The sequence below is a fragment of the Aldersonia kunmingensis genome (genome assembly GCF_001646865.1).
Taxonomy (GTDB): Bacteria; Actinomycetota; Actinomycetes; order Mycobacteriales; family Mycobacteriaceae; genus Aldersonia; species Aldersonia kunmingensis.
Window position 1 is genome coordinate 21,919 of the sequence record NZ_LRRB01000288.1, and the last position, 26,696, is coordinate 48,614.

Annotated in this window: 25 protein-coding genes, 1 tRNA gene and 1 pseudogene; 9 read left to right on the forward strand and 18 right to left on the reverse strand. The window is 66.5% G+C overall.

Going from position 1 to position 26,696, the window contains the following annotated elements; all coding sequences use genetic code 11:
- Positions 1-25: 25 nt before the first annotated feature.
- The gene (locus A8G08_RS23250) at positions 26-865 is read left to right on the forward strand and encodes an SDR family NAD(P)-dependent oxidoreductase (RefSeq protein WP_068279465.1); all 840 of its coding nucleotides are present in this window, start codon (positions 26-28) and stop codon (positions 863-865) included.
- Positions 866-1,179: 314 nt separating this feature from the next.
- A complete protein-coding gene (locus A8G08_RS23255) occupies positions 1,180-1,902 on the forward strand; it encodes a hypothetical protein (RefSeq protein ID WP_068279466.1) in 723 nt (240 codons plus the stop codon).
- A 145-nt stretch (positions 1,903-2,047) separates the two neighbouring features.
- Here the strand turns inward: A8G08_RS23255 and A8G08_RS23260 are convergent.
- From A8G08_RS23260 to A8G08_RS23285, 6 genes are all read right to left on the reverse strand, one after another.
- A tRNA-Thr gene (locus A8G08_RS23260) sits at positions 2,048-2,123 on the reverse strand.
- A gap of 71 nt (positions 2,124-2,194) precedes the next feature.
- Complete coding sequence (locus A8G08_RS23265) at positions 2,195-3,394, reverse strand: DNA polymerase III subunit delta' (protein ID WP_068279469.1); 1,200 nt, start codon at positions 3,392-3,394, stop codon at positions 2,195-2,197.
- A 31-nt stretch (positions 3,395-3,425) separates the two neighbouring features.
- On the reverse strand, positions 3,426-3,995 hold the full coding sequence (locus A8G08_RS23270; RefSeq protein WP_068279471.1) for a mycothiol transferase: 570 nt from the start codon (positions 3,993-3,995) through the stop codon (positions 3,426-3,428).
- A 98-nt stretch (positions 3,996-4,093) separates the two neighbouring features.
- The gene (gene topA, locus A8G08_RS23275) at positions 4,094-7,039 is read right to left on the reverse strand and encodes a type I DNA topoisomerase (protein WP_068279553.1); all 2,946 of its coding nucleotides are present in this window, start codon (positions 7,037-7,039) and stop codon (positions 4,094-4,096) included.
- A 142-nt stretch (positions 7,040-7,181) separates the two neighbouring features.
- Positions 7,182-7,766 (reverse strand): hypothetical protein, encoded by a 585-nt coding sequence (locus A8G08_RS23280; RefSeq protein ID WP_068279474.1) that lies wholly within the window; start codon positions 7,764-7,766, stop codon positions 7,182-7,184.
- Positions 7,767-7,920: 154 nt separating this feature from the next.
- A complete protein-coding gene (locus A8G08_RS23285; protein ID WP_005248460.1) occupies positions 7,921-8,124 on the reverse strand; it encodes a cold-shock protein in 204 nt (67 codons plus the stop codon).
- Positions 8,125-8,584: 460 nt separating this feature from the next.
- On the opposite strand from A8G08_RS23285, the gene A8G08_RS23290 reads away from it, so the two are divergent.
- The gene (locus A8G08_RS23290) at positions 8,585-10,909 is read left to right on the forward strand and encodes a DEAD/DEAH box helicase (protein ID WP_068279557.1); all 2,325 of its coding nucleotides are present in this window, start codon (positions 8,585-8,587) and stop codon (positions 10,907-10,909) included.
- A gap of 873 nt (positions 10,910-11,782) precedes the next feature.
- On the opposite strand, the gene A8G08_RS28145 is transcribed toward A8G08_RS23290, so the two are convergent.
- Together A8G08_RS28145 and A8G08_RS28150 are read right to left on the reverse strand one after the other, a co-directional pair.
- Positions 11,783-12,322: an IS5 family transposase gene (locus A8G08_RS28145; protein ID WP_245672969.1), complete on the reverse strand. Its 540-nt coding sequence runs from the start codon at positions 12,320-12,322 to the stop codon at positions 11,783-11,785.
- Positions 12,211-12,570 (reverse strand): transposase, encoded by a 360-nt coding sequence (locus A8G08_RS28150; RefSeq protein ID WP_245672970.1) that lies wholly within the window; start codon positions 12,568-12,570, stop codon positions 12,211-12,213. The genes A8G08_RS28145 and A8G08_RS28150 overlap by 112 nt, the downstream gene beginning before the upstream one ends.
- 743 nt (positions 12,571-13,313) lie before the next feature.
- On the opposite strand from A8G08_RS28150, the pseudogene A8G08_RS26900 reads away from it, so the two are divergent.
- The 3 genes and pseudogenes from A8G08_RS26900 to A8G08_RS23315 all read left to right on the forward strand — a co-directional run.
- Positions 13,314-14,098, forward strand: a pseudogene (locus tag A8G08_RS26900) (IS110 family transposase); the annotation flags it as partial.
- A gap of 338 nt (positions 14,099-14,436) precedes the next feature.
- Positions 14,437-15,390 carry an SDR family NAD(P)-dependent oxidoreductase gene (locus tag A8G08_RS23310; RefSeq protein WP_068279481.1) on the forward strand — a complete coding sequence of 318 codons (954 nt, stop codon included), beginning with the start codon at positions 14,437-14,439 and terminating at the stop codon, positions 15,388-15,390.
- 31 nt (positions 15,391-15,421) lie between these two features.
- Positions 15,422-15,961 (forward strand): nuclear transport factor 2 family protein, encoded by a 540-nt coding sequence (locus A8G08_RS23315; RefSeq protein WP_068279494.1) that lies wholly within the window; start codon positions 15,422-15,424, stop codon positions 15,959-15,961.
- Between the two features lie 13 nt (positions 15,962-15,974).
- Here the strand turns inward: A8G08_RS23315 and A8G08_RS23320 are convergent, their stop codons facing one another.
- Both A8G08_RS23320 and A8G08_RS23325 read right to left on the reverse strand, forming a co-directional pair.
- Positions 15,975-16,952: a zinc-dependent alcohol dehydrogenase gene (locus A8G08_RS23320; RefSeq protein ID WP_068279496.1), complete on the reverse strand. Its 978-nt coding sequence runs from the start codon at positions 16,950-16,952 to the stop codon at positions 15,975-15,977.
- Positions 16,949-18,139: a sulfotransferase family protein gene (locus A8G08_RS23325; RefSeq protein ID WP_245672971.1), complete on the reverse strand. Its 1,191-nt coding sequence runs from the start codon at positions 18,137-18,139 to the stop codon at positions 16,949-16,951. Before A8G08_RS23325 ends, A8G08_RS23320 begins: the two co-directional genes overlap by 4 nt.
- Before the next feature lie 72 nt (positions 18,140-18,211).
- Here A8G08_RS23325 and A8G08_RS23330 point away from each other — a divergent pair, with 72 nt between their 5' ends.
- Both A8G08_RS23330 and A8G08_RS23335 read left to right on the forward strand, forming a co-directional pair.
- On the forward strand, positions 18,212-19,438 hold the full coding sequence (locus A8G08_RS23330; RefSeq protein WP_068279497.1) for an alkyl sulfatase dimerization domain-containing protein: 1,227 nt from the start codon (positions 18,212-18,214) through the stop codon (positions 19,436-19,438).
- The gene (locus A8G08_RS23335) at positions 19,435-19,890 is read left to right on the forward strand and encodes a VOC family protein (RefSeq protein WP_068279499.1); all 456 of its coding nucleotides are present in this window, start codon (positions 19,435-19,437) and stop codon (positions 19,888-19,890) included. Before A8G08_RS23330 ends, A8G08_RS23335 begins: the two co-directional genes overlap by 4 nt.
- Positions 19,891-19,923: 33 nt before the next feature.
- Here A8G08_RS23335 and A8G08_RS23340 read toward each other — a convergent pair whose 3' ends face one another.
- The 8 genes from A8G08_RS23340 to ssd form a co-directional block, all read right to left on the reverse strand.
- Positions 19,924-20,475, reverse strand: a complete 552-nt coding sequence (locus A8G08_RS23340; RefSeq protein WP_245672972.1) for a hypothetical protein — start codon at positions 20,473-20,475, stop codon at positions 19,924-19,926.
- Positions 20,476-20,650: 175 nt separating this feature from the next.
- Positions 20,651-21,019, reverse strand: a complete 369-nt coding sequence (locus A8G08_RS23345; RefSeq protein ID WP_068279502.1) for an Rv3654c family TadE-like protein — start codon at positions 21,017-21,019, stop codon at positions 20,651-20,653.
- Positions 21,016-21,375 (reverse strand): TadE family type IV pilus minor pilin, encoded by a 360-nt coding sequence (locus A8G08_RS23350; RefSeq protein WP_068279505.1) that lies wholly within the window; start codon positions 21,373-21,375, stop codon positions 21,016-21,018. Before A8G08_RS23350 ends, A8G08_RS23345 begins: the two co-directional genes overlap by 4 nt.
- 26 nt (positions 21,376-21,401) lie before the next feature.
- Positions 21,402-21,605, reverse strand: coding sequence for a DUF4244 domain-containing protein (locus tag A8G08_RS23355; RefSeq protein ID WP_068279508.1), 204 nt, complete (start codon positions 21,603-21,605; stop codon positions 21,402-21,404).
- Positions 21,606-21,677: 72 nt separating this feature from the next.
- Positions 21,678-22,256, reverse strand: a complete 579-nt coding sequence (locus tag A8G08_RS23360; protein WP_068279512.1) for a type II secretion system F family protein — start codon at positions 22,254-22,256, stop codon at positions 21,678-21,680.
- Positions 22,253-23,044 carry a type II secretion system F family protein gene (locus tag A8G08_RS23365; protein ID WP_068279515.1) on the reverse strand — a complete coding sequence of 264 codons (792 nt, stop codon included), beginning with the start codon at positions 23,042-23,044 and terminating at the stop codon, positions 22,253-22,255. The genes A8G08_RS23360 and A8G08_RS23365 overlap by 4 nt, the downstream gene beginning before the upstream one ends.
- On the reverse strand, positions 23,041-24,228 hold the full coding sequence (locus tag A8G08_RS23370; RefSeq protein WP_068279518.1) for a TadA family conjugal transfer-associated ATPase: 1,188 nt from the start codon (positions 24,226-24,228) through the stop codon (positions 23,041-23,043). The genes A8G08_RS23365 and A8G08_RS23370 overlap by 4 nt, the downstream gene beginning before the upstream one ends.
- Positions 24,216-25,310: a septum site-determining protein Ssd gene (gene ssd / locus A8G08_RS23375; RefSeq protein ID WP_084436768.1), complete on the reverse strand. Its 1,095-nt coding sequence runs from the start codon at positions 25,308-25,310 to the stop codon at positions 24,216-24,218. Before ssd ends, A8G08_RS23370 begins: the two co-directional genes overlap by 13 nt.
- A 316-nt stretch (positions 25,311-25,626) precedes the next feature.
- On the opposite strand from ssd, the gene A8G08_RS23380 reads away from it, so the two are divergent.
- Positions 25,627-26,445: an HAD family hydrolase gene (locus A8G08_RS23380; RefSeq protein WP_068279521.1), complete on the forward strand. Its 819-nt coding sequence runs from the start codon at positions 25,627-25,629 to the stop codon at positions 26,443-26,445.
- The last annotated feature ends 251 nt before the right edge of the window (positions 26,446-26,696 follow it).

Consider the following 26,696-nt stretch of genomic DNA (forward strand, 5'->3'; position numbering starts at 1 on the left):
GGGATTCGGCCGGTAGCGTTGCCACATGCCGAACGTTCTCATCACCGGGTCCGCGCGCGGGATCGGCCGCGCTGCCGTGCATCGCCTCGTTGCAGCCGGCTGGGACGTGTGGGCGGGGGTGCGCACCGCCGAGTCCGGCACCGCGCTGGTTGAGGAGACCGGTGACAGGGTGCATCCCGTACTTCTCGACATCACCGACGCCGCGCAGATCGCCGCGCTCGATGCCGCTCTGCCCGCCCAGCTCGACGCGGTGGTGAACAACGCAGGCATCGCGATCGGCGGTCCGATCGAAGGCATCCCGCTCGACGAGCTGCGCCGCCAGTTCGAGGTCAATCTGTTCGGCCAGGTGGCCGTGACCCAGGTCGTGCTCGAACGCTTGCGCGCGTCGCATGGGCGGGTCGTATTCGTCTCCTCGCTCAGCGGCCGGGTGTCCACCGCGATGACCGGCGCCTACAACGCCTCGAAGTTCGCGCTCGAAGGCATGGCCGACGCATTGCGGCTCGAGGTCGCACCGTGGGGAATCAAGGTCATCCTCGTCGAACCCGCACAGACCGACACGGCGATCTGGCAGGACGCGGAGTCCGCCCTCGATGAAGCTGTCGCGTCGACGACCCCGGCGATGCGCGAACTGTATGCGGGTCATATCGAGGGATTCCGCAAGTCGATCCCGATGTCCCAGAAGCTTGCCGCACCGCCCGAGACGGTAGCCGCGAGTATCGAGAAGGCTCTGACCGCTCGGCGGCCGCGTGCGCGCTACGTAGTGGGCACGTTGCCCAAGATCCAGTCCGTTGCAGTCGGCCTGACGCCGACAGCCGTTCTCGATCGGGTGCTTGGCGCGGCGACCGGGGTGCCGCGCAAGCTGTGAAGCGGGCGCCGGCAGTCGGCTCCGGCACCGGTCGACAGCGCTCAAAAGCGGCCCGGTGCGAGCCCCACGGGACTCGTACGGCCCGTTAAGTATCGGGCGTGTTACCTGAGCGTTTCCAAAATGTGATTGCCGTATCCAAACCGTAAAAGCTTTCTCCCGCATTGCCATTCGGCCGAGGAGAGGCCTTACGGTTCAAGCCAAGCCGGGACTCGCGGAGTCGCGGCTTCGGATCCACTGGCTCCCCTGGACTCGAATCAGGCAGTCATCCGTTGCGTCGTATTTTTTTCGGTCGACAGAAAGAATGAGGGCTCCTCATGAAGAACATCTCGCGCGTCGCCGCGACCTCGACGATGGCCGTCGCCGCAGTGGCCATCGCTGCCGGGACTGCGACGGCAGCGCCGGCGCTCCAGCCCGTCGCCGCGCCGACCAAGGTGAGCGTCGACGTGCTTCCGGGAGTCCAGTACACCGGTGACACGTCGGACGGTTCGGTCGTGCTCAGCACGCCCCTCGGCTCCTTGACGACGGTTGCGGGACAGTTCCAGCTGCTCGACAGCCAGAAGACGCTCGTCGCCGGCACGCCGCTGCCGGACGTGAAGGCTGCCACGCCGGTCGCCGCGCCCGCACCTGTGCCTGCGGCTGCGGCTGCGGCTGGAGCCACCCCGGTATCCGCGGCCCTGGGTGCCGCGTCCAATCCGAACCTGCCGCTGCACGACGTCGATGCGCAGGCTGACTTCAATAGCGCGCTCGCTGTGGCGGCAACACAGTTTGGCTTGGGCGTAACCGCGGGCACAGTGGCGGGCGGCGCACTCGGTATCGCCATCGGCTGCCCGATCGGCGCCCTCACCGGCGGGACCCTTGCGACTCCGGTAACTGCTGGAACTCTGACAGTCCCGGGTGCGATAGCCGGCTGCCTAATCGGCGCCGGCACCGTCGGCACCGTCGGCGGCATCGCCGGCGGCGTGATCGTCGGCGTCCCGGTCGGTATCGCCAGCGCGGTGCAGATGGCGCAGACGCTCAGCGCACCTCCGGCCCCGTAAGCCTGACCGCTACGTCGGATCACACAGGTATGGCCCCACCGCACACGCGGTGGGGCCATACCTTTTTCGGACGTACCGACCGGGCTGCCGAGATCGACCAGAAATTGGAAAAGCACGGCCCACGTCTATCGACGTAGGCCGTGCATGGAGCCGCCTAGGAGAATCGAACTCCTGACCTTTTCATTACGAGTGAAGCGCTCTACCGACTGAGCTAAGGCGGCGTGCCTTTCGGCGCCAGCGAGTCTATCGCCTCGTCCTCGAAACCTCACAAACGTACACGTCAGAGCGCCTTTCAGGCCGCCGGGACGGCAGCGCCGAGTGCCGCGACCATGGCCGCCACCGCGAACCGAGGCTTCACGTTGACCGCGAGCGCCTCACGACATTCGAGCACCGCCTCGAGGCAGCGCAGCAGGCCCTCGGGCGTCGCCCGCTCGGCGAGTTCGGCGGCGCGCTCGGCCATATCCGGATGCGTCGCAGCTGCCGACGACCCCATCGACAATGCGAGCGCGTCGCGGTAGAAACCGGCGAGGTCGATCAGCGCCCGGTCGAGTGCGTCCCGGCTCGTACGAGTGGCCCGGGACTTCTGCCGCCGCTCGAGATCCTTGAGCACGCCCGCCGAGCCGCGCAGCGCACCCGCCGCGCCCTTACCGGTGCCGCCCGCGCCCAATGCCGTGCGCAGTTCCTCGGTTTCACGTTCGTCGCGGGCGGCGGTGAGTTCCTTGGCCTCGGCCTCGGCGGCGCGGACCAACTCGTCGGCGGCCTCGTACGCGGCGTTCGGCCGGCTCGCGGCGGCGGCGAGATCGAAGGCCCGTTTCCGCCTGGCCCGGGCATCGTCGTCCGTTGCGAGCCGACGCGCACGGCCGACATGCCCGCCCGAGATCGAGGCCGCCCACTGCGCGGTTTCGGCGTCGAGTCCGTCGCGCTGGCGCAGCACGTCGGCGATATCGGCGACGGTCGGCGTCACCATGTGGATGTGGCGGCAACGCGAGCGCAGGGTGACGGAGATGTCCTCGGGGTCGACCGAGGGTGCGCACAGCAGGAAGACTGTCCGGGCCGGCGGTTCTTCGACCGCCTTGAGCAGCGCGTTGCCCGCCCCCTCGGTAAGCCGGTCCGCGTCCTCGATGAGAACGACCTGCCAATCGCCGGTGCTCGGCCTACGGGCCGCGATCTGCACGATCTCGCGCATCTCCTTGACCGAGATGCTCAGCCCTTCCGGCACCACGCGCCGCACGTCGCCGTGGGTGCCGTGCATCGTGGTTGTGCAGGCGTGGCAGTGGCCGCAACCGGGCGTCTCTGGGTCGGTGCATTGCAGCGCCGCGGCGAAGCACAGCGCGGCGACCGACCGGCCCGATCCCGGCGGGCCGGTGAACAGCCACGAGTGCGTCATCGCCGAGCCGGCCGCGCCGAGTCCCCTGCGCGCGGCGACGGCAGCGGCCGCCAGTTCCTCCTCGACGTGCCGCTGCCCTGTCAGCCGATCGAACACACCCGCCATGCCGCTCACCCTACGTGCGGGCAGCGACAGCTCACTCGCCCCAGTCGTAGTCCTCGGCCCACTCCTGGCCCTCGCTGATCGCCTTCATCGTGGACTGCCCGTCGAGGGCCTCACGGATGATGTCGGCGTGCCCGCTGTGGTGGGCCGTCTCGCGCAACCGATGGGCGACGATGCTGCGAACGCTGAGCCATTCTCGCTCGGGTGCCCACGGCGCGGTCGGCTGCGGAATCAGCTCGTCCATATCGCTCGCGGCGATGAACTCATCGAATTCGGCTGCGGCCCGGTCATATTCGGCGATCCAGAACTCGAGTGAGTCTTCCGGGGTGAACGTGTACTCGTCGCCGAACCGGCTGACGTCGAACTCGGCGTTCTCGTCCTTCTCGGTCATGACCTTGACCACCTCGCGCTCGCCGCGGGCGAGGTGCTTGAGCAGCACGCCGAGGGTCAGTTCGGAAACGGTGGTGCGCTCGCGAGCCTGCTCGTCGGTGAGTCCGCGCACCGTCACCTTGAACAGCGCGCGCTGATCGGCGAGCAGGGTCAGCAGGTCGGCCTTCTCGCCCTTGACGTCGACGGTGAGAGCCACGGAGGTGTAGGTGCCCATCGCAGTACCTTTCGGTTGGTCCAGGTCTCGATCATTCGATCGTTGACTGACACCACGCTATGAGCAATTGCGGACAGGTCCGGTCCGCAATCAAAAAGCTATTCCGCAGTCTTTTTCGCGGCCTTCCGTGGCGCTGCCTTCTTGGCCGTGGCCTTCTTCGCCGCGGTCTTCTTGGCCGGCGCCTTCTTCGCGGGCGCCTTCTTCGTGGCCTTCTTCTTCACCGGCCCGCGGGCACGACGGTCCGCGAGTAACTCGGAAGCCCGCTCGTCCGTAATGGATTCGACCTCGTCGCCCTTGCGCAGGCTCGCGTTGGTCTCGCCATCGGTGACGTACGGACCGAAGCGGCCGTCCTTGATCACCATCGGCTTCTCGCTCACCGGGTCGGTGCCGAGTTCCCGCAGCGGCGGCGTGGCAGCGCCCTGCCGGCCACGACGCTTCGGCTCGGCGTAGATCTTGAGCGCCTCGTCCAGCGTCACCGAGAAGATCTGGTCCTCGGTCGCGAGCGAGCGAGAGTCGGTGCCCTTCTTCAGATACGGGCCGTATCGCCCGTTCTGCGAGGTGATCTCCTCACCGCTCTCCGGGTCGGTGCCCACGACGCGCGGCAGCGACAGCAGCTTGAGCGCGTCGTCGAGCGTGACGTTCGCGAGTTCCATCGACTTGAACAGCGAGCCGGTGCGCGGCTTGGGGCCAGTGGCCTTCTTCGCAGCCTTCTTGGCGGCCTTCTTCGCCGGCGCCTTCGTTGCGACACCGCCGTTCTCTCCGTTGCCGCCGTTGCCGTTGGGCAGAATCGGTTCGAGGTCGTCGATATCTTCCGGCTGCGGCTCGGGAGTCGGCTCCGGGATCAGCTCAGTGACGTACGGCCCGAAACGTCCTTCGCGCGCGACGATTTCGTAGCCGGTGGACGGATCGACGCCGAGCTTCCGCCCCTCCTGCGGGGTGGAGAACAGCTTCTCCGCGTACTCAGGCGTCAGCTCGTCCGGGGGTACTTCGTCGGGGAGGTTGGCCCGCTGCGAAGTCGGATCCCCGTTCGGGTCATCAGGATTCGCGATCATGCGTTCGAGGTAGGGACCGAACCGGCCGACGCGGACCACCACATCGCGGCCCTCATCGTCGGCGAACAGCTTGATCGAGTTGACCTCGCGCGCGTCGATGTCCTCGAGTCGGTCGCCGACCATCTTCTTGAGGCCGCCGGACCGTGCAACCGAGCCCTCTACTCCGTGTTCGCCGCCGAAATAGAAGGTGGACAACCAGTTTCCGCGCTGCTCGCGACCGCCGGCGATCGCGTCGAGATCGTCCTCCATAGCCGCGGTGAAGTCGAAGTCCACCAATCGCCCGAAGTGTGCTTCGAGCAGACCGATGACCGCGAAGGCCACCCACGACGGGACCAGCGCACTGCCGCGCTTGTACACGTAACCGCGGTCGAGAATCGTCTTGATGATCGATGCGTAGGTGGACGGGCGGCCGATGCCCATTTCTTCGAGGGCCTTGATCAGCGAGGCCTCGGTGTAGCGGGCCGGCGGGTTGGTCGAGTGCCCGTCCGGATCGAGCTCGCTCGCCGTGACGGCCTGGCCCTCGGTGAGCACCGGCAGCCGCGATTCGGCGTCGTCAGATTGGCCACCTGCCTCCTCGTCGACGCTCTCGACGTAGGCAGAGAGGAAACCGGGGAACGTGATGGTGCGGCCCGAGGCGGAGAAGGTGCACTCCTCGCCGGTCCCAGCGGTGCCGGTGATCCGCAGCGTCAGCGTGGTGCCGCGCGCGTCGGCCATCTGCGAGGCGACGGTGCGCTGCCAGATCAGCTCGTAGAGCCGGAACTCGTCGTTGTCGAGCCGCGAGTGCAGCTCACCCGGGGTGGCGAAGGTGTCGCCCGCCGGGCGGATCGCCTCGTGCGCCTCCTGCGCGTTCTTCACCTTGCGGGTGTACTGCCGTGGCGACGGGTGCACGAAGTCCGCACCGTATAGCTCCGTGGCCTGGCGGCGGGCGGCGTTGATTGCCGACTCCGACAGCGTCGTGGAGTCGGTACGCATATAGGTGATGTAGCCGTTCTCGTACAGCCGCTGCGCGATCCGCATCGTCCGTTCCGAGGTGAACCGGAGCTTGCGGCCGGCTTCCTGCTGCAGCGTCGAGGTCATGAACGGCGCGTAGGGCTTACGGGTGTACGGCTTCGACTCGGCCGAGGCGACGGTGAGCGGAGCGTTGTTCAGCGCCTCGGCGAGGCGGCGGGCGTAGGCCTCGTCGAGGACGACGACACCGGACGACTTGAGCTGCCCATCCGGGCCGAAATCCCGACCCGCCGCGACGCGCGAGCCGTCGACATTGACCAGGCGGGCGCCGAACGCCCGCGGGCTCGCCTGCTCACCGGCATCGAGCTTCGCGGAGATGTCCCAGTACTCGGCGGAGCGGAACGCCATGCGCTCGCGTTCGCGCTGCACAACGACGCGGGTGGCGACGGACTGCACACGACCGGCGGACAGGCGCGGCATGACCTTGCGCCACAGCACCGGGCTGACCTCGTAACCGTAGAGCCGGTCGAGGATGCGACGGGTTTCCTGCGCGTCCACCAGGTCGCTGTCGAGCTCACGGGTGTTTTCGGCTGCGGCGCGGATGGCGGGCTCGGTGATCTCGTGGAACACCATGCGGCGGACAGGCACCTTGGGGTTGAGCGTCTGCAACAGGTGCCAGGCGATGGCCTCGCCCTCGCGGTCGGGGTCGGTGGCGAGGTAGAGCTCGTCGGCGTCCTTGAGCAGGTTCTTCAGCTCGGTGACCTTGGACTTCTTGTCCGGGCTCACCACGTAAAGGGGTTCGAAGTCGTTGTCGACATTGACGCCGAGGCGGGCCCACGACTCGCCCTTGTATTTGGCGGGGACGTCGGCGGCACCACGCGGTAGGTCGCGGATGTGCCCGACCGACGCCTCGACGACGTAGTTACGGCCCAGGTAGGGCGCAATTTTGCGGGCCTTAGTGGGCGACTCGACGATGACGAGACGGCGCGGCGCAGTCCCCGAACTCGAGGTCGCCTCGTCGGCTGTCTTGTCCCGTGTTGCCACGTCCAACGTCCCTTTCTTCTACATCGCGACGCAGATGCGCGATCGGCTCGAAGCTTCGCCAGCCCCCGGCGCCGACGCTGCCCAAAGTACAGAGTTATACAGACTATGCAGGCCAACCCCGCCCGTTCGGTACCGAATACGGCTAGAAACGGGGCCACCCGAGGCTCGGACCGGCATCCGCGGGCGGCTCTCCGATGCACTCCGCGAGGCGCATCAGCCGCCGCCGGCCGGCGATCCGCAGACCAGGCCGGGGACCGCGGGTTCCGATCAGTGTTGGCGCGATTCCGGCCCGCATCAGTGCGAGCGCGAGTTGGGGATGCGAATCGGGCGCGTGCGGGTCGAGCCCGAGCACGAACCGCTCACCATCGTGTTCTCCATACCCGGCGGCAATTGCCCAGATACGCAGCTCACGTGAATCCGGCACCCACATCTCGGGCACTGCTTTGACTGCGCCCCTTGTCCATTCACGAGCGAGTGCCGCGAGCTCCGGTGCAACGCCGGTGCGGACCAGCGGGCGGCCTTCCTCGGACCTCGTGATCTCGGCGGGGAGCTCCGCCTCCTCGATAAGTTGCGCAACAGCGCGAGCGCGCCACTGCTCGTCGACGACAACCGAGATTCTGGCGCCCGCGCCGAAGGACACCATCTGACCAGGACCGGCCAAGAGGCCGGACAGGTCCGTAACCGCGGGCGGCGTCGCCTCGGCGGAGAAAAATGAGAGTTGTCCCACACCAGCGAGGTTAAGCCACGCCGGTCACATCGAGCGTGACCAAACGCTTTTGCCACTCAACCGACTCGTCCCCCGTCACCATTGGTGACGGGGGACGAGCTGGACGGGATTTAGTGAGTCCCGACCATGTGGAACTCGTTCAGAAATGAACGAATCAGACCGCGCGAACGCCGGTGGCCTGCGGACCCTTGGTGCCCTGGCCGACCTCGAACTCGACGCGCTGGTTCTCCTCGAGGGTGCGGAAGCCCGAACCCTGGATCTCGGAGTAGTGGACGAAGACGTCAGCGGAGCCGTCTTCGGGCGCGATGAAGCCGAAACCCTTCTCCGCGTTGAACCACTTCACAGTTCCCTGTGCCATTTTTACCTTCTCTTTTTCTAACCGGAACGACGAACAGCACTTACAGTCCGCCGGGCCCGTTGTGACCGCTGCACTCTTTGATTCCCCCTCAGGAAAGCTCTAAGCACACCGTTCGCAACATCGATCCTGCGAGCGTTGTACTGGTAGAGCACTACGAACACAGAAGCATGCGACCACGTGTAGTGAACCATGAGAGTCCCGTTCGCGATACCCGAGATGCCTCAATTCGGCCAAGAAATTTGATCTTGTGATCCTGACCGACTGGGCACTGGTGACGTATGTAACTTTCGGTTCTTGTTTGCTGGAAGTTTGCTGTGGGCGGCGCTACGATGCCTCGAATTTTGCGTCGGATCCGCCCGATAGCATCAATGCCCGACCGCGGGCAGCCGCGAGCGGCCGCCCAAACGAGACTTCGAGGTACCACGTGACGACGCCGGACACATCGGGCGAACCGGACACGATGGCACCGATCGGTTTCGGCCGGGAGCTACTGAACCGGGTTCTCGTTGGTACACCGGTGCGCGAGGAACCCCTTCGACACGTCGCAGACTTGCCTTCCCGAACCGCTCGATATGTGGACTGGCCCGAATGGGTGGCCGATCCGGTAGTCGCGGCACTGCGTGAGTCTGGCGTCGCGCGCCCGTGGTCACATCAGGCCGAGGCGGCATCGCTCGCGGCGTCCGGACAACATGTCGTCGTCGCGACCGGAACCGCGTCGGGCAAGTCCCTCGCCTACCGCATGCCGATTCTGTCGACGCTATTGCGCGAGCCTCGGGCCACCGCCCTCTACCTCGCCCCGACGAAGGCCCTCGGCGCCGACCAGCTGCGCGCGATCGAAGAACTGCTCGACGCTGCGGAGGAGCTGTCCTCCATCCGGACCAGCTCCTACGACGGAGATACACCCGGAGAGGTCCGGCAGTGGGCGCGGGCGCATGCGCGGTGGATTTTCACCAACCCGGACATGCTGCACCTCGCCCTGCTGCGCGGGCATGCGCGCTGGTCGCGATTCCTGCGGAACCTGCGCTACGTCGTGGTCGACGAGTGTCATTCCTATCGGGGCGTGTTCGGCTCGAACGTCGCCCTCGTTCTTCGCCGGCTGCGGCGCATCGCCGCCCGGTACGGTGCAAACCCGGTGTTCGTGCTGGCCTCGGCGACAACCGCCGACCCCGGCACAGCCGCGAGCCGGCTAATTGGCGCGCCGTGTGCCGAGGTGACCGACGACGGCTCGCCGCACGGCCCGCGCACCGTCGCGCTCTGGGAACCGCCGTTGTTGACCGCGGTGACCGGCGAGAACGGTGCACCGGTGCGGCGCTCAGCAGGTTCCGAGGCGGCTCGGATCATGGCCGACCTCGTAGTCGAGGGCGCCCGCACGCTGACGTTCGTCCGGTCCCGCCGGGGTGCCGAGCTGACCGCCATGGGCGCATCCCGGCTGCTCGCCGAGGTGGATCCGGACCTGGGCGATCGCGTCGCGGCGTACCGCGCGGGATACCTCGCCGAGGACCGGCGCGAACTCGAGGCGGCCCTCGCCGACGGCACCCTGCTGGGCGCGGCCACCACCAACGCGCTCGAACTGGGCGTGGATATCGCCGGCCTCGACGCCGTCGTCGTCGCAGGCTTTCCCGGCACTGTCGCCTCGTTCTGGCAGCAGGCGGGGCGATCCGGTCGGCGCGGCGAGGGCTCGCTGGTGATGCTGGTCGCGCGCGACGACCCGCTCGACACCTACCTCGTGCACCATCCCGCCGCGCTGCTCGACAAGCCGATCGAGGCAACGATCACCGACCCGAGCAACCCGTATGTACTCGGGCCACAACTGCTTTGCGCGGCGCTGGAAATGCCGCTCACCGATGACGAAGTGCGGGCCTTCGGAGCCTGGGACGTCCTCACCGGCCTCGCCGAAGAGGGCCTCATCCGCCGACGCGGCCACGGCTGGTTCGTCACGGGTGAATCCAAGCCACACGAAGCGCTCGACATTCGGGGCGGGATCGGCACCCAGATCGCGATCGTCGAAGGTGAGACCGGCCGGCTGCTCGGCACGTGCGACACCGGGCGCGCGATGTCCACGCTGCACCCCGACGCCGTGCACCTGCATCAGGGCGAGACGTACGTCGTCGACGAACTCGACCTCGACGCGGGGGTTGCGTTCGTGCGCCCGGAGGTCCCGGAGTGGACGACGTCGGCACGCGAAATCACCGATATCGCTGTCGAGGAAGTCCTGGACCAGCACGATCATGGCGCCGTCGCCGTCGCCCTTGCCCGGGTGCAGGTCACCCATCAGGTGGTCGGGTACATGCGCAAGCTGCATTCCGGGGAGATCGTCGACCTGGTCGACATGGAGATGCCGCCGCAGACCCTGGACACGGTCGCGGTCATGTACACCGTGACCCCGGAACTACTGATCGGATCCGGGCTGGAACCCGACCGGTTCCCCGGATCACTGCACGCCGCGGAGCACGCCGCGATCGGCCTCCTCCCGCTCGTCGCGACGTGCGACCGATGGGACATCGGCGGAGTGTCGACCGCACTGCACATCGACACCGGCCTGCCGACCGTGTTCGTCTACGACGGCAATCCGGGCGGCGCGGGGTTCGCCGAGCGCGGCCACAGCGCGATCGTGCACTGGCTGAACGCAACGAAGGATGCGATCTCCGATTGCGAGTGCAGCGCAGGATGTCCCTCCTGCGTGCAGTCGCCCAAATGTGGCAATGGGAACCACCCGCTCGACAAGGACGGGGCCGTAACGGTTCTCACCGCGGTGCTCGGCGAGCTCAACCGGTCGGGCCCATAGCCACCGCCCGCGGGCCCTCCCGCCCAAAAGTCCCGTTTCGGTACGCTCGCACCGTTTGCCGCGCCGTTGCCAAAAACAAACCGAACGTTGAATTAGTCGGTCGTCCACTAGATTTGACGGATTTCGCTCGGCATGAACGAAATGCCGCTCTGATACTGGCTTTCGATGCGCCCACCCCGGCTCGCACCGCGGGTGGCCGACTGACGCTTGCGCGTCCCGATGCACCGACACTCGTGCGTGGCGTTGTTCGTGCGCCGGGAGAGCACCCGCCGAGCAGCATTTGAAGGTACCCGGACGGGTGGCTTTCGCGCCGACGGCCTCGGGCCGCGAACGCGGCGGGTTCCGGTGGCGGGCGAACGCTTGCGCTGCTGCGCTTTGCCGACACGGTGACCACCAGGGCTTGTCCCTCGGCACATAGATCAGACCGGGGATGACCGTGTAGGCCGGTCACCGGGCCATTCACGAGCGCATCGATTGGTGTGGATATTCGATCAAGCAGGCAGTCAATTCATACACGAGCGAACCGCCAGAACTAACTCGGTATCGCGGCCGCGCACAACCTCCGCCCGGGCCGCTAGATATTCTTTCGGCTATACGGCGGCGGCTTCAGAACTCCGGGCAGGTGAACGCCTGCGGACTCGGAATCCGAGCCATCCGACGATACCCATCGCGCCGGGCGGGGACGGCCTCGATCTATTAGCGAGATGTCCGTCGTTCGATAACTGCGATCGCTTTGTGTCCAAGTAGACTAATTACCTTGTGAGCCTGCTTACTTAGAGGACGATAGTCGTCCGCGCGACCTCGCATACGAGCGCCACCCCTAGGGCGTGTCCGACAAATGATTCACCCAAACGGTGATGGCATGGAGCCCCCCTAGACGACGACGAGTTTGTCGTAGCGGGTGGCCAGCCGGCGCCATTGTTTGACGGCGTTGAAGCCGCGTTCGATCACGTTGCGGCCCTTGTAGTCCTCGGCATCGAAGGCCGGCGGGCGCCCACCGGCCGAGCCACGGCGTTTGGGGCGCCCGATCTGGTCGGCGGGCTGCGGAATGACCGCTCCGATACCGCGGCGACGCAGGTGGTTGCGGATCGTGCGCGAGGAGTACGCCTTGTCGCCGCGGACACGGTCGGGTCGAGTGCGCGCCCGGCCGCCCCCGACACGGGGAATCCGCAGATGTCCCATCAGCTGCCCGAACACCGGTGCATCACCGGCCTGGCCCTCCCCGACCAGGATCACCAGCGGTCTGCTATGCCCGTCGACGAGGTGGTGAATGTTGCTCGACCAGGCGCCCCGCGAGCGACCTATGCCGTGGTCAGGTGCCTCGACGCCCGGATTCGTGTAATTCGATCCAGCCCCCGCAAGGCGCGTGAGGTTGGTGGCGTGCCGATGTGCACGGGCGATGGTCGAGTCCACCGATACCGCCACTCCACCTGCCCGGCGGCATCGGCCGTGGACAGCAGACGGGTAAGTTCCCGATCCCAGGTGCCGTCGCCGCTCATCCGTCGATGCCAGGTCCACACCGTCTGCCACGGCCCGAACACCTCGGGCAGATCTCGCCACCCGATCCCACACCGGTACCGGTACCGGTAGACGATGCCTTCCACGATCGTGCGGGCGTCACCGAACGGCCTGCCCCGCTTACCTGTTCGAGAAGGCAGCATTCCTTAGATGAATGACCACCGCTCATCGGAGAGCAACTGAATTCGCGACACCCTCAATAGTCACCCGAAACACCACGAGATATTTGTCAGACACGCCCTCGGTCCGACACACCCGATGCCGGTTGACGCACGCCGCGTCTACGGTTGTGCGGGCTACTTCAAGGGGGTTCGTTAATTTCCCGAGCTGCTAGATTAGTGGATTTGCTTGCGGCTCCAATTGCAGCGGTGCGAGTATGAATGAGCGCGCTGGGTCGGGTTGATTATCCGTTTCGTTGCAAAACTGAGGGGCTCCACCATGACCAGAAAAACTTCTATCGCGCTGGCGGCAACAGCGATCGCCCTGTCGGTCGGTGCGCTGAGCGCACCTGCGGCTTCCGCGGTACCTGCAGTACCGGGTCTCCATCCAGTCCAGTCGGGCCCGGGGTCGTCCACCGGGTCCGGAGGGGGCAATGGGTCCCTGTTCTGCATCACTTTCCCATTCGGCTCGATTGAACAGAAGTTCTGCATCTGACCCCCCCGTTACCTTTCTCGTGGCCCTGGAACCAGGGCTCCGGTCGCCAGCTCCGGTATGACTTCCTGCCCCTGTCTTTCCAATGATCCGGGGGGTGGTGTCGCCGCGAGCTGGCGGCATCGACGGACCGCTGATAGGACAGGGCCGCAGGTAGGTCTCTTCGTAACGTAGGTGCCGGGCGTCGATGCCGGATCGGCGACCGGACGGTCACGAACGACGAGGAACACGCGACGTGGCGCCGAGATACGCGGTCTATTGCGGTGTTGACGTGGGCAAAGGCGAACACCACGCAGTCGGTCTGGACGCGGCCGGTAAGCGCTTGTTCGACAAAGCCCTGCCCAACGACGAGACCAAACTACGGGCGGTGTTCGACCAGCTCGCGACACATGGCCGGCTGTTGATCGTGGTCGACCAGCCCAACACGATCGGCGCGCTGCCGGTCGCCGTAGCCCGCGCGCGCGGTCACGACATCGCCTACCTGCCCGGGCTTGCGATGCGCCGAATCGCGGATCTGTATCCGGGACAAGCCAAGACCGACGCGCGCGATGCCTTCATCATCGCCGACGCGGCCCGCACCATGCCGCATGCGTTGCGCCGCGTCGATGTCGGCGACGACACGCTCACCGAACTCGGCGTGATCGTCGGATACGACGACGACCTCGCCGGCGAAGTCACCCGCACCGTGAACCGGATCCGCGGCCTGCTCACCGGTATTCATCCCGCGCTCGAACGCGTCCTCGGGCCGCGGTTACACATCCCGCGGTCCTCGAAATCCTGTCTCGGTTCGGTGGCCCAGACGGTATCCGCAGCGCCGGGCGCCGTCGACTGCTCACCGTCGCGGTCAAACACGCACCCCGCATGGGGGCGCGCCTGGTCGATGACATCCTCGCCGCGCTGCCGCAGCAGACCGTGGTCGTGCCCGGCGCCAAGGCTGCCGAGATCGTGTTGCCCAAGCTTGCGGACTCGCTGAAGGCCGCTGTGCAGCAACGCCAGTCGCTCGCGGCGGACATCGAAAGGATGCGCCCGTCCGACGCAACTCCGCGCTGATAGTGCACAACTGCCCCACGACCGGCGTGGAGATGCACCCTGATCACTGTTCAACGACAGCACCCGCTGATATTCGTTTGGCAATCGTTGCCACCCATGCGGCGCGGCCTTCCATACGCGTGGATCCACGGCGCTGGCCCTGAGTTCGGCGCTGGCCCCAAGCTCGCCGGTCTCCTGTCCGTTCAAGCCACCGTGGTGATCGCTTGCCCCAGCGACCGTCACTACGGTTGACCCAAATATCTGTTCCGGCCTACAGTGCGGGACGGGAACGCGCCCATTCGCCCGCCGAAACTCCGGAGGAGCAGCAGATGATCGATTTCCAGGATCAGGTCGCCATCGTCACGGGCGCCGGTCGCGGACTCGGCCGCCTCTACGCCCTCGATCTCGCGCGGCGCGGTGCAGCGGTGGTCGTGAACGACCTTGGCGGGTCGATCGGCGGCCAAGGATCCGACGCCCGCGTGGCCGACGCGGTTGTCGCGGAAATCCTCGAGGCCGGCGGTACGGCGGTCGCGTCGTACGACTCGGTCGACAGCCCGGAGGGCGGAGCGGCGATCGTCGCGAACGCGGTCGACAACTTCGGCCGCCTCGACGCCGTGGTGAGCAACGCGGGAATCTTCAACAGCATCGCCTTCGACGAACTCACTCCCGACGACTGGCGCAATATGCTTCGCGTCCATCTCGACGCCGGGTTCTATCTGGCACAACCCGCATTTCGGGTGATGAAGGCGCAGGGCTACGGACGCTTCGTCTTCATTTCGTCCTCGGGCGGGATGTTCGGCCAGCCCTGGGAATCGCATTACGCGGCGGCAAAGGCCGGCCTGGTTGGGCTGAGCAACGTCATCGCGATCGAGGGTGCGGAGCACGGGATCCATTCCAACACCGTGCTCCCGTTCGGGCTGTCCCGGATGGTTACCGAAACGATCGGCGATGCCACGTCGCTCGACGACATCGGCTTCCTGAAGGTTATCGACCCCGACCTGGTCGTCCCGATGGTCGTGTACTTGGCAAGCCGGACTTGCGATTTCACTCATCAGAATTACTCCGCGTGCGCCGGGCGATTCGCCCGGGTATTCGTCGGGCTAGGCGAAGGCTGGCTCTCAACGGGCGACAGCAAGCCGACCGCCGACGACATTGCCACGCACCTTGCGGAAGTCCAGGCGACCGAACCCTTCACCGTCCCCGGCTCGATATTCGAGGAAGTCTTTGCCGTCTGCGACCGACTCGGTGTGGACGTGTTCGCGCAGAGCGGCGAGAGCGCTTGACCCGGCCCCCGTTGCGACGAAGGGTACGGAGATGGACGAAAACTCAGCGTTGATGCGGCGTGTGCAGGAACTGGCCGATCGCGCAGACATCCTGGATTGCATGCATCGATATGCGCGCGGGATGGACCGGCACGATCGCGAACTCATCCGCTCCGCGTACCACGACGATGCGATTGACGATCATGCCCAATTCGTCGGCCCGGTAGGCGATTACATCGACTTCGCGATGAGCTATCACGATAGCCACCCGCGACACCAGCACTACCTGACGAACCACACCGTCGATTTGAACGGTGACGAAGCGCACGCGGAGACGTACTTCCTGTTCATCGGTACCGAGCAGGACACTGAGAAGCCGTTCACGCTCACGGGTGGCCGCTACGCGGACCGCCTCGAACGTCGTGACGGCCGGTGGGGCATCGTCACTCGCGTATGCCTCGTCGAATGGGCGACGACCGCGCCGTCGTTGCTGAGCCCGGATGTCGTCAGTTTCCTGTCCCAGATTCAGACCGTTGCGCAGGATCGCTCCGACACCTCATACGACCGGCCGCTCACCGTGACGCGCACCTAACGCCGCGATGGTGCTACGGCGTGACGGAAACGCGCCCCTGCACTTGTCCACCCCGGACCGCCGCGAACGCGTCCGCGATGCGGTCGAGGCCGAACGTCGGCCCGATAGTTGTTGTGGGATCGACTTTTCCGGTTCCGAACGCCGCGATGACCTCCCGGAATTCATCCGTCGTATACGCGACGGAGTACCGGATCGTGAGCTCCTTGAGCAGCGCAGTGATGGGTTCGATGGTCGTCTGCTCGGAGCACGCGCCGGACACAACCAGGCGACCCCGCGGTCGCAGCGCGGGCTGGGAGGCCTGCAACAACTCGGGGAGCCCCACGCACTCGACGACCGCTTCATAGGCAGCGGGTTCGGCGTCGGCCACCGACGGGAGCACCTCGGTAGCCCCCGCCGCGATCGCCGACTCACGACGTTGCGGGTCGGGATCGGCCACAGTGACCCGGGCTGCGCCCTTCTGCAGTGCCCACACGAGAGTCGTCAGTCCAACACCTCCGGCACCCACGATGAGGACGTCATCGCCCGGGCCGATCTCGGCACTGTGCACGCCGTGCAGGCCGACCGCGAATGGCTCAACCAGCGGGGAGAAGTTCGTGGGCAACTCCGCGGGAAGCTCGAACGCGTGGCGCGTAGGTACCGCGACGAACTCCGCGAACCCGCCCTGCGGCCCCATCCCGATATAGCTCGATCCAGCGCAGTGCGACACCGCGCCGGCCTCGCAGTATCGACACGAACCGCAGGAAATGACCGGCAGCACAGCGATATTGGTTCCGGTTCGCCAACCATTCGATTCCGACCCGACGGCCACGATCTCACCGCCGAATTCGTGCCCGAGCACCATCCCGGCCGGAGCGTATGGCTGGGCCTTGATATCCGAGCCGCAGACTCCGCACCCGGCCACGCGGATAACCAACTGGTCGGGCTCCGGCGTGGGGTCGGAAAGTTCGATCACCTCGAAGCCCTGGTCGGCCGTCGTCACCGCTGCCCTCATCGCGCGTCTCCCTCGAGTTCGACATCGAAGACCGACAGGTACTCATCGAAGATCGGTTCCAGGTCGGCGCGCGTCACACCCGATTCGTCCAGAGAATAGGGCGCGACTCCGAACCGGTCCTGCGGATGCGCATCCAGGAAGTCCAGCATCGCCTGCTCCGTCGACTCGGTGAGATCGTCGCCGGCCCAATCGTAGAGCGACCGCATGACCGCGATCGGATCCCGGACGAGCTCGGCATAGTGGAGGTCGAAGAATCGATCGTCGCCGATCCGGCGGCGCGCAGCCAACGGCCGCTCGACGTGTTCTTTCAATTGGCGCAACACATTCGGCACGATCACATCGACGTCGATCTCGGCGCCCAGCACCGACCGGGACAGGTAGTTCAGTCGCAAGAACGACGCCGTCGACTTGAACGGGTCGCGGTGCGCCCACACGATCCGCGCATCGGGGAAGGCGGCCAGCAGCGTCTCGATATGCACGGCGTGCGACGGCATCTTGAGCGACCACGTCTGCCCGGGAGTACGCGACTGGAGTACCTGCAGCACGGTCCGCTCGTAGTCATAGGCACTCGACATGTCGGCCCCGAGCAGCCAGTCGGCGTAATCGGCGGTGGGCATGAACGCCTCCCACAGATACGACTTGAAGTCCTGGCCCTGCACGAACACGCACTCGGTCGGCCCGTCCGCCTCGTCCCAATGCACCATCGGGATGTTGGCCGCCTTCAATCCCGCTGCGAGGACATCGAGTTCGGCCTTCTTCTTCAGGCAGCGCGGGTCGGTCCGCAATGTGTCGATCGTCGAGGGCGGGATCGAGTCCTCCGCCTCCCAGGTCAGCAGCGAGCGGCGCAGCGAATCCTGGTCGAGCAGATAGCTCGCCAGCGACGTCCCGGTGCGCGGCAGTCCGAGCACGACGATCGGCCGCTCGACGGGCTGGTCACTTACTTCGGGATGACGTTTGACGTAGTCGACCACCCGCAGCCGATTCCACAACGCATCGACGAGTTGGCCATAGACGAACTCGCGGCCACCTGGGTTGACGCCGGGCGCCGACTCGCAAGTGTCGACCAGTAACTGCAGGCCCACACGCCACGAGTCGCCGCCGAAATCATCGAGCCCGGCCCGCTCGCGGGCTCGGTCGGCGAGTCCGTCGACCACCGATACCGGCGGCGAAGAAATTGGGGAGGTCACGAACCGAGATGCTATCCGGGATAGGAGAACAAATGTTAGGTTACAAGCCATTCAATCCTCGGAGGATGCGATATGACGCCATCGCTGGACGAGCTGGTCAAGCAGGGGGAAGGCGCGCAGGAGGCCGCCGATCTGGGCGACGGCATCTTCATGTCCAGGAACATCGCCAACAGCTATCTGGTGACGTCAACCGAGGGTGACCTGCTCATCAACACCGGGACGGTGTTCGAGGCGGCCGAGATCAAGGCCCGGTTCGACCGGGTCAGCAAGGGGCCGCTGCGGGCGATCACCTTCACCCAGGGCCATCCCGACCACGTCAGCGGGTGGCACGACTTTGATCAGCCCGGGGTCCGCACGATCGCGCAGGCCAATCATTCCGACGTTCGCGAGTACTGGCGGCGCCTCCACCCGTTCTACGTACGCCGGATCATGAAACTGTGGGGCGCCTTCATGGACGTCGAGAGCGCCGCGGCAATGCTGCCGCCGGAGCCGGTGCTCACCGACTCATTCATCGACAGCTTCGAGTTCGATCTCGGCGGCCGGAAGCTCGAGCTTTTCGCCACTCCCGGCGGCGAAGCCACCGACGCGCTTGTCGTGTGGATGCCCGAACACCGCACGGTATTCATCGGCAACCTCATGGGCCCGTTCTTCGGCCACGTCCCGAATCTGTACACCCTGCGCGGCGACAAGATCCGCAGCGCAATGGCTTTCGTCCATTCTGTCGACCGGGTGATCGCGCTCGAACCCGCCACGCTCATCAACGGCCACGAAGAGTTCAACGGCACCGACGAAATCCTGTCGACGCTGAACAAGGTGCGTGACGCGACCGTGTACCTCCGCGACCGGACTATCGACGGCATGAACGCGGGAGCCGACCTGTGGACGCTGATGCGCGACGTAACCCTCCCGCCGGAACTGGCCCTGCCGCAGGTGCACGGCAAGGTGCCGTGGATTGTGCGGTCGATCTGGGAGGAACACGTCGGCTGGTTCCGCTTCGAGTCCACCACCGAGTTGTACGACCGCCCACCGTCGTCGGTCTGGTCAGACGTGGTCGACCTCGTCGGTGGACCCGCGCCCCTCATCGAGCGGGCAGAGACCCATGCGAAGGCGGGCCGGCCACTGGAGGCCCTGCAGTTGATCGACATCGTGCTGGCGCATAACCCTGGTGATGCGGACGCATTGACCGTTAAGCGCGATGCTCTCGAGCAACTCCTTTCTGCGAGCGGTCACGAGAACCACAGCGAAGTTCAGTGGCTGGAAACCGAGATCAAGCTCGCCCAGGCCAAGGAGACCGAATGAAGGCCGAGAACCTGTACCACACAGGCATAGTCGTCGATGACCTCGAAGCCACGATGGAGCGGCTCGCCGAGATTGCCGGCTACACGTGGACCGACATCGTCGAGGTCGACCAGGAGGCCGTCACACCCGACGGCCAAGTCACCATCCCGATGAAGATGGTCTACTCCGGGGCCGATCCGCGAGTGGAGCTACTGCAGACCGTCCCCGGCTCCCTGTGGACTCCTGCAGACTCCGGCGTACACCACATCGGCTACTGGTCCGACGACATCGAATCTGATTTGGCCACACTGGAATCCAACGGCATTCCTTTCGAAGTGAAGTCCTACAACCCGGACGGTTCCGGATCTGTCCTGTGGGCATACGCGAAGGGGCCGACCGGGCCCCGGATCGAGCTCGTCAGCCGGGGAATGGAGCCGTTCATGCAGTACTGGTGGGGCACGGCGAACAAGTAGGGCGCCCCACTAGTCCGCCGGCCCGTCCCCGCGCTACCGCCCGCGTTCGCAATTCCAGATCGCGTAGTCGAGATCGGTCGCGTCCATGCAAACTTCGGATCCGACGTCTCGGAGGATCTCGATACAGAATTCCGGCGTCACCGTTCGCAACGGCAAATCGAGCGACTTCGCGACGAACCGCAGGACCATCCGGTCCGGCTTGATGCCTTGTATCCCCGCGAGCATCAGGAAGTAGTGCCACGTCACGCCCGATCGCTGGCCAGGAACCTTCAGCCATTCGGCCATAGCTCGTTCCAGCCCGGCTGGATCCTCCGCTGCGTCGCGAAGTTGTTGGGCAGTAACGATTCCGACGCCGAGAAGGGCTATTGCTTCGGCCTCGATCGCAAACGACTTCAGCGGCGCCTCCTTGGTTGGCGCGGTTCTGTTTCGAGTGCCGATACGGTCTGCCCACGCCTCATGACCGTCCAGTTCTGCGAAGGTCGCGGCGAGTTCCTCGGCGCCATCCGTGTCCGCATCGCCGCCCTGCTCGCGTCGGTACGCACGGTAGCGATCCACGACCTTCTCGACGGTCGAGTATGTGACCATCGTCGACTGGACCGAGTCGATGACGCACAGCGCAAGGCTGTCCCTGTAGCCGCCCGGCGCTTTCGATCCTCTGAACTGCTCGCAACGCTCAACCAAGGTTCGCACTTGCTCAGCCGAAAAGGTTGTCGACACGAACTTCTCCAATCATGTTGAAATTAAACTGAATTGATTTCAGTTACTCGTCCGCCGGCCCTGCCCGCGCCACCGCCCGCGCCTCCCGCCGCCCAAACGACGCAAGCGCCACCGAAACCCCCACGGCGACCACGACATCCCACTGCTCGACCTCGCAGTCGGCGAGCCGGACCGTCATCTGCCCCGCGATCCGGGCCGCCTCCGCGCACGCCGAACCATTGCCGCGTTCGAGCGCGGCCGCCGCTGCCAGAGCCGCGAGGTCGGCCGCGGATTGCGCGGTGTGCCGAGCCGCGACGGCCGTCCCGAACTGCACCATCAGCAACACCACTGCGAGCAGGGCGATGATTCCGAAGCTGCCGAGTACGGTGGCCGCGCCCCGCTCACCCTCATCGGGAGTGGGACCTCGGGTCATCGGTCGTCACGATCCGGTTCGACCGCGGCTACCGCGCGGGCATTGATATCGAGTCCCGGAAGCAACGGTGTGTGCGCGGTGACGGTGGCGATCGCGAGCGAACCGTCCTCGTGCACCGTCACCACTGCGCCTGGCGGGGCCACTTTCCGTGCCGTCGCCACGGCGTTCGCGTCGTCACCGCGCGCAGCCAACCTGGCCGCCTCGCGTGCGGCGTCGACACAGCGCACGTGCATTGACCCGGCGACCAGCGCACCGAGGCACAGCACCAGGACCACAACGACCGCGGCGATCACGATCGCCGCCTCCACCGTGACGCCGCCGGAGTCGTTGGCGGCGCGGTGCCGCGCCCGAACCATCCGGGCACGGCACCGCGCACTGCCATTCACATCGACGTCTTCAGTGCCTTGTCGATGATCCCGGTCAGCGCGGACACAATCGAGTCCCCGGTCACCACTCCGTAGAGCACCGCGCCGAAGGCCGCTGCGGCAATAGTTCCGATGGCATATTCCGCCGTGCTCATGCCGTCGTCCTGCACCGCCGCCTCGACCAGCCGCAGGCGGATCGTCCTCCCGAATCGCACCAACATCGCTGTCCCCCTCCTCCATTGCCGGCGCGGACCGCCCGCGCTGGTTGTGTCCTTGTGCCGCTTGTCCTTCACTCACAACAGGCCTCCCCCTAGCACTCGGCCTGCGAGCCCGATCACCACCGGGACGATGCCGAGGCAAATGAACGCGGGTAGGAAGCACAGTCCGAGCGGACCGCTGATCAGCACGCCAGCTCGCTCCGCGCGCGCGGCACCGGCGTCCTCTTCTCCTTCGCGACGATGCTCGGCAAGTTCGTCCATCGCGCGTGCTAGCGAGGCACCGGATTTCGCGGAGCGGCGTGCCACCCTGGCGAGCGACTCGGTCGCGGGATCGGCTGCGGCATCTCGCCACGCCGCATCGGGGTCGGCTCCGAGCACCATAAGGTCCGCTGCGCGCCGCAGCGATTCGTCGAGCGGGGACGGCGCGGTTCGGGCTACCGCCGCGGCGCTCGATGCCATGGGCAGCCCTGCCCGCAAGCACGCTGCCAAGAGGTCGAAAGTTGTTGCGACAGCGAGTGGATCATCGCCACCGCGGCTCATGACCGCCGCCGGTTCGGCATCCGTTCCACGCATCTTCGAGAATCGCTGTCGCCCGGGCGGAGCTGGTGCGGCGAGCACCGCCGCCGCACCGCACGCGAACGCGGCTGCGATCATGGCACCACCCGGCGAGTGATGGCGTCGCTCCACAACAACCCCGCGCACACGAGACCGGTGCCGATCACCAACAGGATCGAACCCAAACCGCCGCCCAGCAGGACCCGCAACGGTGCTGCTCCCATCAGCTGCCCCAGACCGATACCGAGCACCGGCAATCCAGCGAGCACCACGGCGGTGGCTCGCGCACCGGCGAGGGACGAATCGAGCCGCGCACCGAACCTTATGCGCGCCAACAGGTCCCGCCGTGCTGCCTCCAACAGCTCGGCCAGCGCGAGACCGTGTTGTTCGGCGATGCGCCACGCCTCGGCGATTCGGCCGAGTTCGGCACCGATCATCTCGTCATCCCGCCCCAAGCCATCGGCTGCGGAGCCGCCGAGCCGGGCACGGGCGGAGGCGATTTCGAATGCGCGCGCGGCAGATCCGGTGCATTCGGTTGCGGCGGCCGATGCGGCGCTCGCGGGATGGGCGCCCACCCGTAGTTCCGCGATCACGATCTCGAGCCCGTCGAGCAGGTGCTTGCGCTCCACCTCCCGGGCCCGCGCCATCCGGGAGCGCCGCATCCGCGTGCGCAGCGTGGCCGCCAGTAACGCGGATGCGACCAGGCCGCCCATCCCGCCGATCAGACCTGCCGGAATGCACAGCAGCACGACAGCGTTCTCTGCCGCCGGCATGCGAAGCCGACTCTCCCGACTGGCCGGGTTATGAGCCGCAGCGAATCGCGTGCGGGCCCGATTTGGCGGGAAAGCGAGCAGCGCAAGCGCCGCGAACAGCAGTGCTGCGGTCATCGGTCCTCCCGCGCTGCCAGTAGCGCACACAGTTCGTCGGCGGCTGGAGCGGACTGGCCATCGAGCCGCCAGGCCGGGACGATGCACACCTCACCAGCGTCGATGCGGCGAACCACGCCGATCTCGCGCAGCCGCCGTCGACCATCTGCGCCGCGGTGCACATGGAGGATCACCTGCAGCGCGGCCCCGACCTGACTGTGCAGTGCGGGCCGCGACATTCCGCCCAGCGCCGCGAGCGCCTCGAGCCGGGCGGGCACTTCACGCGGTGAGTTCGCGTGCACGGTGCCCGCGCCGCCGTCGTGCCCGGTATTCAGTGCGGTGAGCAGGTCCACCACCTCCGCGCCCCGGACCTCGCCGACAACAATGCGGTCCGGCCGCATCCGCAGCGCTTGGCGCACGAGATCACGCACCGTCACTTCGCCGACACCCTCGACATTGACCGAGCGCGCCACCAGGCGAACGACATGCGGGTGGCGGGGTGCCAGCTCGGCCGCGTCCTCGACGCACACGATTCGCTCGCGCTCGTCGACCCGCGCCAGCATGGCCGCCAATAGAGTTGTCTTCCCCGCGCCCGTGCCTCCGACAATCAGGAACGTCAGGCGAGCCGCGATGATGCGCTCGACCAGCACGAGCGCCTCGGGTGCAAGCGTCCCGCCGGCGGCCAGCGCATCGAGCCCCTCCGCCGCCGGCCGCAGCACTCGCAGCGACAGGCACGTTCCCGCGTAGGCAATCGGTGCGAGAACGGCATGCAATCGGACCCCGAACCCGGACCGCTCCGTAGCGGGCAGCCGACCGTCCACCCAGGGCTGGGCGTCATCGAGTCGCCGCCCGGCGCCGAGGGCCAACCGTTGCGCGAGCCGGCGTACTGCCGCCTCGTCGGGAAAGCTCACCCCGACCCGTTCGAGGCCGCCGCCGCGATCCACCCAGACCTCATCCGGCCCGCTGACCAGCACATCCGACACTGCCGGATCGGCGAGCAGGGGATCGAGCGGCCCGGCTCCGGTGAGCTCGGTCTGCAGCATCCGCAAGGCCCGGAGCAGATCGGTATCGCCGAGAACACCTCCTGCCTCGGCGCGGATCGCCGCGGCCACGGTGGCCGGGGTCGGCTCGCCCGTACTTTGCGCGAGCCGGTCCCGGACACGATCGAGCAGTTCGGCGGTGACGAGCGCACTCATGCGACCCATCCTGAATCGGAGGCATCGACCCGCTCGAACAGCGCGTCGAGGACCTTGTTGGCGGCACGGCGCAACGGACCGCGCCGCCCGAGCCGGAGACCGCCGCGCTCGAGTTGTCCACACAGCCTCGGCTCCGGTCGCATATGCGCAACCAGCGGAATCCCCAGGGCATCGGACACATCGTCCGCACTCAATCCGCCCGGTGCCGGACCCCGGACGACCGCCACCGTACGAATGTTGTGGCTGGAGACGAAGCCGACCGCGGACTCTGCGGCAGCGACGGCACGAAGCTCGGCGGGAACAATAAGAACAACGAGATCGGCGCAGGACAGAATCGCCGCGCTCGTCGGCCCTCGGTCGCGCGCGACATCGCAGATTACGAGGTCGTCGGCCTCCCGGCCGGCGTCGAGTACCGCCTGCACGGCCGCCGGTCGCAACTCCACGGCCGCGGTCCCGCGCCCGCACGACAGTACGGAGATCCGTTGATTCGCGACCGGGAGCGCATGGTGCAGCGCATCCGCCGAGACATGGCCGTCCTCGACCACCAAACCCGGCCAGCGCAGTCCCGGTTTGTTCTCGATCCCGAGCAGTAGATCCAGCCCGCCACCACTTGGATCGCAATCGACCAACAGGGTGCGCTGCAAATTGTCGGCGGCACAGGCCAGCGCTGCAGCAAACGTTGAGGCACCTGCCCCACCACGACCACCGAGGACCGCGATCACGCGGCCACCCCCGCCGCCGGCGGGCCGCTGGGCGAGGGCGCGGACGAGTTCGGGTGCTTCCTCCGGCAGCGCGATCACCCGCTCGGCACCCACCGCGGTCGCGACCTGCCACTGCGCCAACCCGGGCGCACCCTCACTGACCAACACGATCCCCGGGCGGCGTGGCAGGCGCTCGCGGACACACGCGGCAGCAGTGCTCGAGTCGAGCACAATCGACCGAGCTCGGGTCCACGCTTGCCGGCCCGGAGGGGGCGCCGGCTCGGTCATCGGACACTCTGTCGCGGCACCGATGCGGCGGATTTCGTCGAGCAGCCCGCCGCCCGACACCATCACCAGCACGGCCCGCGGGTCCGGTTCAGCCGAAGTCATGGCACTAGCTTCGACCCGATTTCACTCGGCAAAGGGCCGTTATCAACAACTGTGGATAACTTTGAAGTTATCCACAGAATCGCTTGGGGGCTTGCGCATTTCGCGCAAAGCCGTCCGGAAATAGAGGACGGCCCCAGCCAGGGGGGAGGAGGCTGGGGCCGTCAGGTTCAGCCCCGGGGGGTCGGGCTGAACGTCCTGGAACGTGTCCAGGTAAGAGCCATACTACACCCGGAGATGTGGATTATTGCAAGTTCAACTTTTGTGTCATGTCGCCTCGAAGTGACCCGTCGATCGTATCGGGCCCTATCCTGGTGGCGTGACGGCGCAGCCATCGGCGACGACCCAACCGGGCCGCATCGCCGCGTTCTTCGACCTCGATAAGACGGTCATCGCACGGTCCAGCACGTTCGCGTTCAGCCGACCTTTCTTCGCTCAGGGTCTGCTGAACCGGCGGGCCGTCCTCAAGAGCACGTACGCCCATTTCATGTTCCTGGTCTCTGGCGCGGACCACGATCAGATGGAGCGGATGCGCGCGCATCTCACCAGCATGTGTGGCGGGTGGGACGTCGAACAGGTGAAAACAATCGTTGCCGAGACGTTGCACGACGTCGTCGATCCCCTGATTTTCGCCGAGGCGGCCGACCTGATCGCCGATCACAAGATCCGCGGCCACGACGTCGTGGTGGTCTCGGCCTCGGGTGAGGAACTGGTTGCCCCGATCGCCGAGGCACTCGGTGCCACGTACACCGCCGCGTCCCGGATGATCGTCCGCGACGGCAAGTACACCGGCGACCTCGAGTTCTATTGCTATGGTCCCGGCAAAGTCGAAGCGATCAACGAACTTGCCGAACGCGAGGGATACGACCTCGAAAAATGCTTCGCCTATTCCGATTCCGTCACCGACGTGCCGATGCTCTCGGCCGTCGGCCACCCGACAGCTGTCAACCCGGACCGGGCGCTGCGGCGGGAGGCCACCGAGCGCGGCTGGCCGGTGCTCACTTTCTCCAATCCGGTCTCGCTGCGCGCTCGACTGCCAACGCCTTCGTCCACCACGGTCGCCGCGACAGCCGCGGTGTCCGTGGGCGCAATGATTGCCGGCGCCGTCACCTACAGTTTGCTCCGGCGTCGCCGCTAATCGGTCCCATTTCTGGACCGCGGCAATCGCCAATGGAATTCCGCGCGCGAAAGGGTATGTGCCGCAGTCGAATAACTCAACTGCGCAACAACTTTCACACTTACCACTTCGTGACACACTGATTCTTGTCAAGTCTTGAAGTGCGCGGGAGCGCGGGGTAGAAAGGACGTACGGGTTACCGGAAGGCCAAGACCGAACCGGAAGAGAAGGTTCGACCTCCCGACCGACTAACCCCAGCACGGGCGCTTGGT

Coding starts and splice junctions, on each gene's coding strand:
- A8G08_RS23250 (WP_068279465.1), top strand. CDS start 26: ATGCCGAACGTTCTCATCACCGGGTCCGCGCGCGGGATCGGCCGCGCT.
- A8G08_RS23255 (WP_068279466.1), top strand. CDS start 1,180: ATGAAGAACATCTCGCGCGTCGCCGCGACCTCGACGATGGCCGTCGCC.
- A8G08_RS23265 (WP_068279469.1), bottom strand. CDS start 3,394: ATGGCGGGTGTGTTCGATCGGCTGACAGGGCAGCGGCACGTCGAGGAG.
- A8G08_RS23270 (WP_068279471.1), bottom strand. CDS start 3,995: ATGGGCACCTACACCTCCGTGGCTCTCACCGTCGACGTCAAGGGCGAG.
- A8G08_RS23285 (WP_005248460.1), bottom strand. CDS start 8,124: ATGGCACAGGGAACTGTGAAGTGGTTCAACGCGGAGAAGGGTTTCGGC.
- A8G08_RS23290 (WP_068279557.1), top strand. CDS start 8,585: ATGGCACCGATCGGTTTCGGCCGGGAGCTACTGAACCGGGTTCTCGTT.
- A8G08_RS28150 (WP_245672970.1), bottom strand. CDS start 12,570: ATGCTGCCTTCTCGAACAGGTAAGCGGGGCAGGCCGTTCGGTGACGCC.
- A8G08_RS23310 (WP_068279481.1), top strand. CDS start 14,437: ATGATCGATTTCCAGGATCAGGTCGCCATCGTCACGGGCGCCGGTCGC.
- A8G08_RS23315 (WP_068279494.1), top strand. CDS start 15,422: ATGGACGAAAACTCAGCGTTGATGCGGCGTGTGCAGGAACTGGCCGAT.
- A8G08_RS23320 (WP_068279496.1), bottom strand. CDS start 16,952: ATGAGGGCAGCGGTGACGACGGCCGACCAGGGCTTCGAGGTGATCGAA.
- A8G08_RS23330 (WP_068279497.1), top strand. CDS start 18,212: ATGACGCCATCGCTGGACGAGCTGGTCAAGCAGGGGGAAGGCGCGCAG.
- A8G08_RS23335 (WP_068279499.1), top strand. CDS start 19,435: ATGAAGGCCGAGAACCTGTACCACACAGGCATAGTCGTCGATGACCTC.
- A8G08_RS23340 (WP_245672972.1), bottom strand. CDS start 20,475: ATGGTCACATACTCGACCGTCGAGAAGGTCGTGGATCGCTACCGTGCG.
- A8G08_RS23345 (WP_068279502.1), bottom strand. CDS start 21,019: ATGACCCGAGGTCCCACTCCCGATGAGGGTGAGCGGGGCGCGGCCACC.
- A8G08_RS23350 (WP_068279505.1), bottom strand. CDS start 21,375: ATGGTTCGGGCGCGGCACCGCGCCGCCAACGACTCCGGCGGCGTCACG.
- A8G08_RS23355 (WP_068279508.1), bottom strand. CDS start 21,605: ATGTTGGTGCGATTCGGGAGGACGATCCGCCTGCGGCTGGTCGAGGCG.
- A8G08_RS23360 (WP_068279512.1), bottom strand. CDS start 22,256: ATGATCGCAGCCGCGTTCGCGTGCGGTGCGGCGGCGGTGCTCGCCGCA.
- A8G08_RS23365 (WP_068279515.1), bottom strand. CDS start 23,044: ATGACCGCAGCACTGCTGTTCGCGGCGCTTGCGCTGCTCGCTTTCCCG.
- A8G08_RS23370 (WP_068279518.1), bottom strand. CDS start 24,228: ATGGGTCGCATGAGTGCGCTCGTCACCGCCGAACTGCTCGATCGTGTC.
- ssd (WP_084436768.1), bottom strand. CDS start 25,310: ATGACTTCGGCTGAACCGGACCCGCGGGCCGTGCTGGTGATGGTGTCG.